Below are 10,318 nucleotides of genomic sequence, written 5' to 3' on the forward strand. Positions count from 1 at the left end.
AACGGTTGACCAGCTGCTCAAAGGCGGTCTCGTCGCCGGCGAGCAGTTGCTCGATCAATTCCGATTCCGCGTCGTGCATGGCATGGGCAGCGCCCGGTGACGCCAAGACCCAGGAAGGCCACGACCCGCCACCGGTCGAAAGCGCCAGTATATCGGACTCTTCGAGCTCAACGAGCCAACGGCTACCGCTCTCGACCGAGGCTTCGCGATCGGTCCAGTGCGACGAAGTGCAGGATGACGAACGCCGGCACCTACGCCTATACACTCACTGAGAAGGGAACGGCTCTACGGGCGGTTCTCCGTGTCGTGGCGAGCTGGGGGTTGCAGCACATCGCGGGAACGCGGACGCTCACCGCTCGTTAGCGGCCACGGGAAGAGTCTCGACCGTAGCAGACGTCATATCTACACGTGCGACGTTGTCGCGTGAGGCGGAGATAGAGAATCGTGCCCAACATCTTGGCGCCCGCGCGGATGGAACCCCGAAGCGTGCCGGAGATCTTTGACTGACCGCCGGCCCGCGCGCCGGAAGACACCGGCACCTCGAGCCAGCGGAGTCCCGCCTCGACGGCCTTTGTCTGCATCTCGATGGTCCAGCCCCAGGTCTCGTCATGCATCTCGAGCGTCTCGAGCGCCGTGCGACGGATGGCACGGAACGGACCCAGGTCGCGATAGGCACAGTGCCAGAGCCGGTTGATGAGCCACACACAGAACCTGGTCCCGAGCCGGGCATGCCAGAGCCGCTCGGCGCCCGTGCGGTAGCCCAATACCAGGTCGGCCTGATCGCGCACAATCGGTTCGACGAGCTTCGGGATGTCCGCCGGATCTTCACTCAGATCGGCGTCGATGAAGACCAAGACGTCCGCGTCGCGGTTGGCGGCAATACCCGCGAGGCAAGCCCGGCCGTAACCACGCCGACCCTCCGGGATTGCGCGTGCGCCGGCGGCACGCGCGCGTGCCGTCGTCTGGTCACGTGAGCCGTTATCGACGACCGTTACACGCTCGGGTGGATACGGCACCCTCGCGATCGCGGTCGCGATCGTAGCTTCCTCGTTCAAGGCCGGGACGATAACGGCGATTTTCAGCGTACGGGCTCCTCCCCTTTTCTGGTCCCCGGGACGCGGCCGGCGTTACGGTCCGTCCGATCGTTATGCCGGTCTACGCATGTAACGCTCCGGGAATCTCGAGGACTCTTCTCCAGGCGCTCTGATACGCCCCAGGCAGTGGCGTTCCGTCGCGCGCAGGGTCGTGGGCCTCTATGCTGACCTGCACAGACGTGACGGACCGCGTGACCCGATATATCGAGCAGGAGCTCGATTGGCGGGAGCGCTAGCACAGGTATATCCATGTCCCTCGGAATGATGCTGCCACGGTTCGCGCTCGTCGGATTGCTTGCGGTGACCACACCCGCCGTCGCTGGGCCCGCAACGGAGCCATTTGACCACGACTACAGCGACTACGCCGCACTGCTCGGTGAGCATGTCGTTGATGACCGTGTCGACTATACACGCCTGAAAGCCAACCGCGCGCACCTCGATCGCGTGGTGGCCTCACTCAATGCGGTGCGTCCGTCCGACATCCAGAAGTGGAGCCGAGCGGAACAACTGGCGTTCTGGATCAACGCCTACAACATCTTTACGCTGCGGGTCATCGTCGATCATTACCCCATCAACGGGAGCTGGTTCAGTCTGTATCCTCGGAACAGCATTCGACAGATTGATGGCGTCTGGACGAAGCTGACCTGGCAGGCGGCCGGCCGGCGGGTCACGCTCGACGACATCGAGCACGGAATCATTCGCCGCGAATTTGCTGAGCCGCGTATTCACTTCGCCGTGAACTGCGCGTCGGTGAGCTGCCCACCGCTGGCCATTGCACCGTACCGTGCCGCCGCCCTCGATCAACAACTGGATGACGCCGCCCGACGATATCTGACCAGCCCGCTCGGCTTGGTTGTCGACGGCACCACGCTGAGGGTCTCCAGCATCTTCAAGTGGTACGGCAAAGATTTCGTGGCGGGCTTCGCGGCCGAGGGATCGGGCTCCCGTTCTGCAGTGGAGCGCGCGACTCTCGGCGTTGTCGGTCGATACGGTCCGCGCGAGGCGGCCACGCTCGCGGCGCGAGGGCAGGCATTCATCAGCTATCTGGACTACGACTGGACGCTGAACGACATTCCGCGCTAGTCCTCCTCACGAGTTGATCCCTCTCAACAGGCGCAGCCGCAGAACGATCAGGTCAGCGTGTTCGCCATTGACGGGATGACGTGCGGCGGCTGTGCTGCGGCGGTCAAGATGGCCGCAAAGGGCGTCGACGGGGTCAAGGACGCCGTGGTGAGCCTGGAAGCGAATACGGCGAAGGTCACCTACGACGCCTCGAAGACCACCGCTGACACGATCGCCCGCGTGGTGTCGGATAAGTCGGGGTTCAGGGCGACCGTCGCCAAGAACCCCACCTCCGAACGATGAGGACACCTACGTCGCTGAAGGGGCGCGTCGGCCCGGAAAAAGTCGGGATGTTCGATCAGGATGCGTGTACGAGGCCGAGCTGCATCAACGCAGTCACCCCATCGTCCAGGCCGATCTCTTCTGCGATCTTGCCATGGTCGACACGAAGCACGGTCGTGCCCGTGAACCGCATCTTCCGACCAGAAGCCGCCGGAAGAGAACCGATAAGAAAGTCGTTGAAGGCAGGACCCGTGTGCGTGCCCCCGCCTACCCAGCGACCGACCACATAGTCACCCTCGGCGATGAGGTCGGCCGCGCCCGCGAAACTCAGGTCCGGGAACGCCTCTCGAAACCCGATCATGAACGCCTTCACGTCCTCGCGACCACGGCGCGGCGCATGCAGCGAATACTGCAGGAGAATATTGGGGGCTGCGAGCTCGTCGACGATCCTGGGATTCCAGGGATTGCCCCAGAATCCCGTGAACCATCGGCCGACGAGCGCCTTGTTATCCTGTTCCTTCGACATCGTGAACGCCTTTCTTTGCTGCCGTTGCGGGGACCGGGCCTGTGGATGGCGGCATATCCACCGGACCTGGAACGAAGACCAGACAGCGATAATGCCGCCGCGGCTATTTGGTTTCACCCCGTTTTTTGCTTTCGAAGTCAGCGGGCCGGAACACTGGTCAGGGGCTGACACCGCATTCGATCCTGCTCAGGACGGTAGGAGGTGTGTCACCCGATCTTCGGGCGGACCGGCTGCGGCGGAGCAGACTGCGGCGGCTAGGCACAGGCCGAACGCGGTGCTGATGGCGATAACTGTCCACACGGTGCGCATGGGTTCCTCCTCACCTTCGTGTCCGGGAGCGCCCCGGAGGGCTCGCACAACAATAGGGAAGGCGGTCTGTCGCCGCCCAGTGCGGAAAGTCATGTCCCGAAGGCATGACTTCTGGCAGGGTCGAAACATCTCTTGCGCTGCGTAGAATGAACTATGCGGCCCGGCGTTGAGGGCCGATCTACGCGATGACCATCGAGACCTTGCGACTGCTCAGGTATGGCGGCTTCGTCATGTGGGGGCTGGCTGGCCTGCCGGTCGCTGTCAGCGTGACGGACAACGCTTCTCTCCTCAGCCGGCCCCAGTATTGGCTGTGGCTCGTCTGCTACAGCGTCTTCGGTGTGGCCTTCGCGCTCACCGGCTGGCGGGAGTGGTCCCGGCGGACGCGACCGCTGCACATGGCGTCGCTCGTCGTCCAGACGGTCGCGCCGCTGGTCATGATTCGTGTGGTGTGCAGCGGCTTGGAGGGCAGCTTGTTGGTGACCGTGGCCGCGCAGCTCGGGTGGGTGCTGCCCCTCGGACGGGCGTTGCTGTGGGTGGTCGTGCAGGCCGCTGCCATGTGCGCCATCCTGCCGTTCTCAGTGGGGACGCCTGTCGCGCTGTTGTTGGTGACCACGCACCTGGGCTTTCAAGTGCTGGCATTGTTTAGTTGCTTCCTCACGGCGCGTGAAGCGGCGGCGCGTGCCGACCTCGCACGCGCCAACCGGGAGCTGGGGGCGACGCGCGAGCTGCTGGCAAACACGAGCCGGCTCGCCGAGCGCGAGCGCATATCACGTGAGCTCCATGACACGCTGGGTCACCATCTCACGGCGTTGAGCCTCAACCTGGAGGCGGCCACTCATATGGCGGCCCCCGCGACGAGCTCACAGATCCAGCGCGCACAGGCGGTCACCAAAACGCTGCTCTCTGATCTACGTGGCGTCGTTGGCGCCCTGCGCGCAGAGGATCCGATTGGTCTGGCAGACGCCCTCCGGACGCTCGCGGAGACCGTCCCAGAGCCACGCATTCATCTCACGGTACCCGACGATCTGACGATTACCGATCCACTGCACGCCCAAACGGTGTTGCGCTGCGTGCAGGAGATCGTCACGAACACCATCCGTCACGCGAACGCCACCACCCTGTGGATCGAGCTCGTCACGTCGAACGGTGAGATCACCTTGCGTGCGCGAGACGATGGTCGAGGCGCGAAGGAGATCCGTTCTGGGCATGGCCTGACCGGGATGCGGGAGCGCGTGGAGTTGGTGGGTGGCCGGCTCGATGTCCGCGCGAAGCCGGCGCGGGGCTTCGAGGTCGACGCCTGGATTCCCGTGTCCGGAGACGGCTCATGATCCGGGTCTGCGTGGTCGAGGATCAGACGCTGGTGCGACAAGGCATCCACACGCTGCTCGACCTTGTGGACGATATCGAGGTGATCGCGGAAGCACGCGACGGCGAAGAGGCACTGGAAGTCATTCCGCGGGTCAAGCCGGATGTCGTGCTCCTGGACATGTACTTGCCCAAGCGGAGCGGGCTCGACGTCCTCAACGCCCTCCAGTGGTCGAACGCGCTGCCGCCCACGCTGATCCTCACCACGTTCGACGAGGACCATCTCGTGATCGGCGGCTTACGCGCCGGTGCGAGGGGCTTTTTGCTCAAGGACGTCTCCCTCGAGCAATTGACAACGGCGATTCGGCGCTTGGCGAGCGGCGGCACACTCGTACAGCCGGCCCTCACCGCGCGACTTCGGCAACAGCCACCGCGCGTGCGGTGCGACTTTCCAAGCCTTCCGTCGCCGGACCCACTCAGTGGACGCGAGCTGGAGATCCTGCGTCTCATGGCTCGGGGCTATAGCAACCGGGAGATCGCGGAGGCGCTGACCATCACGGAAGGCACCGTGAAGAACCATGTCTCCGTCATCTTGTCGAAGATGGGCGTCCGCGATCGGACGCGTGCCGTCTTGAAAGCGCTCGAAGCGGGTGTCTTGGAATAGACCCTTCGTTCTGCGTCCCCCTCGCCTGGAGGAGACCATGACTGCGTTCGAGGATCTCGGGCTCAGGTTCGTTCGCTGGGGAGCTGGCTTGCTCGTGTTGGGCCTCCTCACAGGATATGGCCCGTTGGGTCATTACCTGCACGGCGGCGTCGAGGTCGCATGTCCGTGGGCACCCGTCCATGCGCACGTCACGCTGCTCGGATGGGTCGGGATGACGCTCTTCGGCTTGGTGTATCGTGCGATACCCGGTTGGTCGAACGGAGCGATACCCTCGATTGCATTGGCCCAGACGCAGTTCTACCTGAGTGTCGCAGCGGTTCTCGGTGTGTTCCTGAACGGCATTGTCGGCTACCGCATTCTCGACCATCTCTCGGACGGCTTCTACTACGAGCCAGACACGCCCACCCTGAACTTGTGGCTGTCGGTGGACGGCGCCTTCTTGTCGCTCTACGGTGTTGGCTGTGTGCTGTTCTTGATGGTGCTGCTGCGCTCGACACAGTACAGCGCACAGAGCTCTCCTACTCCCTGAGGCTAGCGCGACGTCCCCGAGCTCCGAGGCCCGTGGCTCGTCGTCCGGTCGCCAACGTTTCAATCACCGGACATTCGGACTGCGTCTGTCTTGTCGCCCCGCGCTCATCGAGGGTGCGCTCACAATCCGCCAAATACGCTGAGAGCGTCGTCCGAAACTCCTCGAGCTCAGCGAGCTTCACTTCCACGTCGGTCATTTTCGTGCGCAGGAGATCGCGCACCTGTCGGCACCTCTTCAGGCCGCCTTGATCGTGATAACCCACGAGATTGCGTACCTCCCGCAGCGTGAGGCCGAGCGCTTGCGCCTGCTTGATGAACCGCAGGCGCCCGAGCGTGTGCGGGGAATACAGGCGGAAGCCGCCGCTGGTGCGACTGACGGGCGAGAGGAGGCCCAGCCGCTCGTAGTATCTGAGCGTATCCCGCGTCAGCCCGCTACGACCCGCCAGCTCGCCAATGTGATACGCGGCGCTCGTCGGTGACGACAACATGGTTGAGCCACCCCCTCCACTGTAGGTCACTCACCAGTATGCACTCTGGAGCTCACTCCAGAGTCAAGCGCCTCGCGTTCCTGGTCACCTTGTAGGTGATGTCGGATCCCTGCCTCCTCTACGAATCAGGCCCCGAACGCCTCTCCATCTCGACGGTCGTGGTCACGTCAATCGCCTTGTGGATCGAACGGTACACAGGGCAGTGCTCCTTGTGGATCCGATGGACCCGCTCGACGACGTCTCCAGCGTCCGCGGGTGTAGCGAAACGATAGTGGACCCTAATGCGGCGCAGCACGAGCACGCCATCCTCGATCTCCACATCCCCTTCGGCCTCGGCGGTGAGGTTACCTCCGCTCGCCTGAATCCCGCGCGCCTCCAGCGCGCCCCCAAAGGTTCCCAACAGTCAACCGCCCGCAGCGGCGACGATGTAATCGAGGGTCGTGGCATGGGGCTCGGCGACGTCGCCGCGGATCCCATAGTGCGCGGCAATGGGCCCATGCGCGCCAAAGCGCACGGGCTCCTGTTCAGCAGGCAAATACGCGAGCCTCAGTGGACCGGCGACGCGCTCGACTCGTACCCGTGAGACGTAGATCGGCTCGGACATCCTTGACCTCCGCCCAAGATTGTAAGCCCTGTTCAAGGGTGGGCCACCGCAGCAGGCGTGGTGAAGCTCTGGAGTTCGAGCGATGACGCTGAGCAGATTACCGTAGATGGGGTACGGGAAAGCAGTCCGTCCGCTCCTTCGAAACAGCGGACGGACTGCCGTGTCGGACTACTGCGACGCCTGATCGGCCAGCTTCGGCCAGTTGGCATCGGCCTTGGCCACCGTGCCAGCCTGGTCCTTGTCGAACATGGCCTTCGCATCGGCCTTGGAAAACAAGTACGTGCGACCGTTGTACACCGTGAACAACGTCGGGTCCGACTCGAGCTTCATCCCCTGAGCGACCGCTGTCGCACACCATCCCTCGTACGCAGGGAGATACTTCTCAGGTGAGCCGTCGAACATCTGCTTGGCCTCGTCATTGCTCAAGAGGTACGTCTTGCCGTCGTGCTCACTCGCGTACTGCGGGTCGCCTTTCATCGCCTTGTTCATCATGGCGTACGCGACGGGACAATACCCGCCCAGCGCCGCTTCACCTGGGGCCGGGCTGCTCTGCGCGCCTACCGCCATCGTCGCGAAGGCGGCAACAGACAGCCCAGCTATAGCTGCAATGAGTTTCTTCATAGTCATCCGTGCTCCTTTCTCACCCGTGCGGCTCGAAGGTAATGCGCCGTCCGTAGTCGCTACCCCGCCGCACAACACCGTCTCTGTAGTCCCGCCTCGCGCCACCGTGTTACACCGCGAAGCATCTGTAACGCGTGCGGCCTTTGCGAGACTATGGGTGTTACTCGCTCAATCTCGGGAGGAGCGCTCATGGAGGAACGAGATCGGATTGCAACTGCCCTGCTGACCCTGCGCCTTGGGGTATTCGTGGTGATGCTCGTCTGGACGATCGACAAGTTCATCAATGCCGAGCACGCAGCACAGGTGTTCCAGGGCTTCTACGGGCTGGGGGGCTTGGGTCGAACTGTCCCGAGTTGCTTCTTGATGCCATAGGCACAGAAGGGGCAGGGGGTACTCAGCTCCATCGACTTGTTGACGATTGGAACGACGCCGAAGATCGCGAGCCGTGATGTCACGCCACCGGCGATGGCCAGCGGTAGGTCCTGTACCGTCAGCTCCCGCTCGGCCGGCGTCGGGTCATCTGTCGCGCGGATGAGGAAATACTGTCCACGGATCACAACCTGCGACTGCGGGACTGGCAGTGCGGTGAGAAACGTGATCGGGCCCGCATCAGCGGGACGCGAAGGCCACAGCACGATCGCAGTCATCACGAAGACACCCGCCTTTCTGGTCATCACGCGTCTCCTCCAGTTAAGGATGCACCCGACACCTGAGTTGAAAGTCAACATATTTCTTCGCTCGCTCAACTTTATGTAACGATCCAGTGCCAGGCGGGACTGAGCAAGAGAGCCAGCCGATCCACTGGATGGCATTGACCTGAGGAGTATCGACCTTGTCGCGTCGCACAATCACACTGCTATCGCTCACTGCCGCGGCAGGCATCCTGCTGCTGGTGTTGCGACTCCCGGTGGCCCAGGCCGTCGTCGATCTCGTGACATGGATTCGAGGTGCCGGCGCAACCGGCGTGCTCGTGTTCGCACTCGTCTACGTCACTGCGGTCGTCGCCCTACTGCCGGGTTCGATATTGACCCTCGGCGCCGGTTTTCTCTACGGCCCGCTCGTCGGCACGCTCCTCGTATCACCCGTGAGCGTTGCTGCCGCCACCGTGGCCTTCGTCCTCGGCCGAACCGCGGCTCGCGACTGGATTGCGCAACGCATGGCCGGCGTCGGCCGCTTTGATGCTGTCGATCGAGCCGTCGGCCACGAAGGGTTCAAAATCGTTCTGCTGCTGCGACTATCACCGCTGTTCCCGTTCGCGCTGTTGAATTACGCGCTCGGACTGACGCGCGTGCGCCTGCGAGACTACGTGATCGCCTCCTGGATTGGCATGCTGCCAGGCACGGTGCTCTACGTCTACCTTGGGTCGCTCCTGACGAGCGCGACACAGCTCGCCAGCGGTGCGGCGACGCACGACTCGTCGGCGACACAGCTCCTCTATTGGGGTGGATTGGTGGCCACCGGTCTCGTGGCCTGGCTCGTCACGCGTACGGCACGTCGCGCGCTCCACCGGTCACTGGGCGAATCCAGCTCGCGATCGTCCACCGTCGGTTCGGAGGTGTCTTCGTGAGTGTGCTCGCCGCATCCACGACCGCGGAACGAGAGGTCACGCCTTCGGTCGCCCGTCGGCAGGCTCAGGACGTCCCGAGCTTGTCGCCCTTCGACAGGCTCAGGGCGACCCTGAGCGGAGTCGAAGGGTCGAGGGACGCTGAGATCCCCGGCATCCTGCGCGATAACGATTACGACCGCGAGCTCATCGCGCATGTTCACCCATCGGACTGGGTCAACCCGACACCACGGGGCCGCTACAACCTGGTGGTGATTGGGGCGGGCACCGCGGGACTCGTTTCCGCGGGAGCCGCGGCCGCGTTGGGCGCCCGCGTCGCGCTCATCGAGCGGCGGTTGATGGGCGGTGACTGTCTGAACCATGGCTGTGTACCGTCGAAGGCGCTGCTCCGTGCGGCGCGAGCGGCTCAAGACATCGAGTCGGCGAGGGAATTCGGCATCCGCCTGCCCGGCGCCATCGACAGGGACTTCAGCGAGGCCATGAACCGTCTCCGCCGCCTGCGGGCCACGATCGCCCCACACGACTCGGCGCGCCGATTCCGCGATCTCGGCGTTGACGTCTATCTTGGCGACGCCCGCTTTGTCGCGGGCGATGCGGTGGAAGTCGACGGCCAGCGCCTGCGTTTTTCCCGTGCGGTCATCGCGACTGGCGCCCGTCCGGCCGCGCCTCCGGTTCCCGGCCTGGCCGACGCCGGCTTTCTCACCAACGAGACGCTCTTCGAGTTGACGGAGCTGCCCGACCGGCTCGTCATCATCGGCGCCGGACCGATTGGATGCGAAATGGCGCAGGTGTTTGCACGCTTCGGGAGTCGCGTCACGATCGTCAGCCTCGATCCTCGATTACTACCACGCGAAGATCCCGCCACGGCGGCACTGCTCGAGCAGCAGTTCGTTCGGGAGGGCATCACGATGCGGCTGGGCGCCACGCTGACAAAGGTGCCTCGCACGTCACAGGCCAAGCAGGTGACCTTCTCCTGCGAAACGGGTGAGGACACTGTCGAAGCGGACGAGATCGTGGTCGCCGTCGGTCGGGCGCCCAATGTCGACGATCTCGATCTCGCCGTTGCGGGCGTGGCCTTCGAACAGCAGGGAGTCCAGGTGGACGACCGGCTCCGGACCACCAATCGCCGCATCTATGCGGCCGGCGACGTCTGTTCGCGATACAAGTTCACACACGCGGCAGACGCCATGGCGCGGATCGTGATCCAGAACGCCTTCTTCTTTGGCCGGAAGAAGGCAAGCGCGCTCGTCATTCCGTGGTGCACCTACACG

Annotated in this window: 14 protein-coding genes; 7 read left to right on the top strand and 7 right to left on the bottom strand. The window is 63.9% G+C overall.

Annotation, left to right across the window (positions count from 1 at the left end; translation table 11 throughout):
* Positions 1-359: 359 nt before the first annotated feature.
* Positions 360-1,082, bottom strand: coding sequence for a glycosyltransferase (locus GEV06_27000; GenBank protein ID MPZ21508.1), 723 nt, complete (start codon positions 1,080-1,082; stop codon positions 360-362).
* 261 nt (positions 1,083-1,343) lie between these two features.
* Here GEV06_27000 and GEV06_27005 point away from each other — a divergent pair, with 261 nt between their 5' ends.
* Both GEV06_27005 and GEV06_27010 read left to right on the top strand, forming a co-directional pair.
* On the top strand, positions 1,344-2,177 hold the full coding sequence (locus GEV06_27005; GenBank protein ID MPZ21509.1) for a DUF547 domain-containing protein: 834 nt from the start codon (positions 1,344-1,346) through the stop codon (positions 2,175-2,177).
* 75 nt (positions 2,178-2,252) lie between these two features.
* Positions 2,253-2,459: a hypothetical protein gene (locus GEV06_27010; protein MPZ21510.1), complete on the top strand. Its 207-nt coding sequence runs from the start codon at positions 2,253-2,255 to the stop codon at positions 2,457-2,459.
* A gap of 55 nt (positions 2,460-2,514) precedes the next feature.
* On the opposite strand, the gene GEV06_27015 is transcribed toward GEV06_27010, so the two are convergent.
* The gene (locus tag GEV06_27015; GenBank protein MPZ21511.1) at positions 2,515-2,964 is read right to left on the bottom strand and encodes an ester cyclase; all 450 of its coding nucleotides are present in this window, start codon (positions 2,962-2,964) and stop codon (positions 2,515-2,517) included.
* Between the two features lie 494 nt (positions 2,965-3,458).
* On the opposite strand from GEV06_27015, the gene GEV06_27020 reads away from it, so the two are divergent.
* From GEV06_27020 to GEV06_27030, 3 genes are read left to right on the top strand one after another with little or no spacing between them, the layout of a single operon-like run.
* Positions 3,459-4,601, top strand: coding sequence for a sensor histidine kinase (locus GEV06_27020; GenBank protein MPZ21512.1), 1,143 nt, complete (start codon positions 3,459-3,461; stop codon positions 4,599-4,601).
* Positions 4,598-5,242: a response regulator gene (locus GEV06_27025; GenBank protein MPZ21513.1), complete on the top strand. Its 645-nt coding sequence runs from the start codon at positions 4,598-4,600 to the stop codon at positions 5,240-5,242. Before GEV06_27020 ends, GEV06_27025 begins: the two co-directional genes overlap by 4 nt.
* A gap of 37 nt (positions 5,243-5,279) precedes the next feature.
* Complete coding sequence (locus GEV06_27030; protein MPZ21514.1) at positions 5,280-5,771, top strand: hypothetical protein; 492 nt, start codon at positions 5,280-5,282, stop codon at positions 5,769-5,771.
* Here the strand turns inward: GEV06_27030 and GEV06_27035 are convergent.
* From GEV06_27035 to GEV06_27055, 5 genes are all read right to left on the bottom strand, one after another.
* Positions 5,761-6,258, bottom strand: coding sequence for a MerR family transcriptional regulator (locus GEV06_27035; protein ID MPZ21515.1), 498 nt, complete (start codon positions 6,256-6,258; stop codon positions 5,761-5,763). The genes GEV06_27030 and GEV06_27035 overlap by 11 nt on opposite strands.
* 118 nt (positions 6,259-6,376) lie before the next feature.
* Complete coding sequence (locus GEV06_27040) at positions 6,377-6,661, bottom strand: hypothetical protein (GenBank protein MPZ21516.1); 285 nt, start codon at positions 6,659-6,661, stop codon at positions 6,377-6,379.
* Positions 6,662-6,862 carry a hypothetical protein gene (locus tag GEV06_27045; protein ID MPZ21517.1) on the bottom strand — a complete coding sequence of 67 codons (201 nt, stop codon included), beginning with the start codon at positions 6,860-6,862 and terminating at the stop codon, positions 6,662-6,664.
* 168 nt (positions 6,863-7,030) lie between these two features.
* Positions 7,031-7,483, bottom strand: coding sequence for a YHS domain protein (locus GEV06_27050; GenBank protein MPZ21518.1), 453 nt, complete (start codon positions 7,481-7,483; stop codon positions 7,031-7,033).
* 317 nt (positions 7,484-7,800) lie between these two features.
* Entirely contained in the window at positions 7,801-8,157 is a 357-nt protein-coding gene (locus GEV06_27055) for a hypothetical protein (GenBank protein MPZ21519.1), read from the bottom strand.
* 158 nt (positions 8,158-8,315) lie between these two features.
* On the opposite strand from GEV06_27055, the gene GEV06_27060 reads away from it, so the two are divergent.
* Positions 8,316-9,050 carry a hypothetical protein gene (locus GEV06_27060; GenBank protein ID MPZ21520.1) on the top strand — a complete coding sequence of 245 codons (735 nt, stop codon included), beginning with the start codon at positions 8,316-8,318 and terminating at the stop codon, positions 9,048-9,050.
* A gap of 110 nt (positions 9,051-9,160) precedes the next feature.
* Positions 9,161-10,318: FAD-containing oxidoreductase (locus GEV06_27065; GenBank protein MPZ21521.1), on the top strand; the 1,158-nt coding region annotated here is incomplete at its 3' end.

This window comes from Luteitalea sp., from assembly GCA_009377605.1.
Lineage (GTDB): Bacteria > Acidobacteriota > Vicinamibacteria > Vicinamibacterales > Vicinamibacteraceae > WHTT01.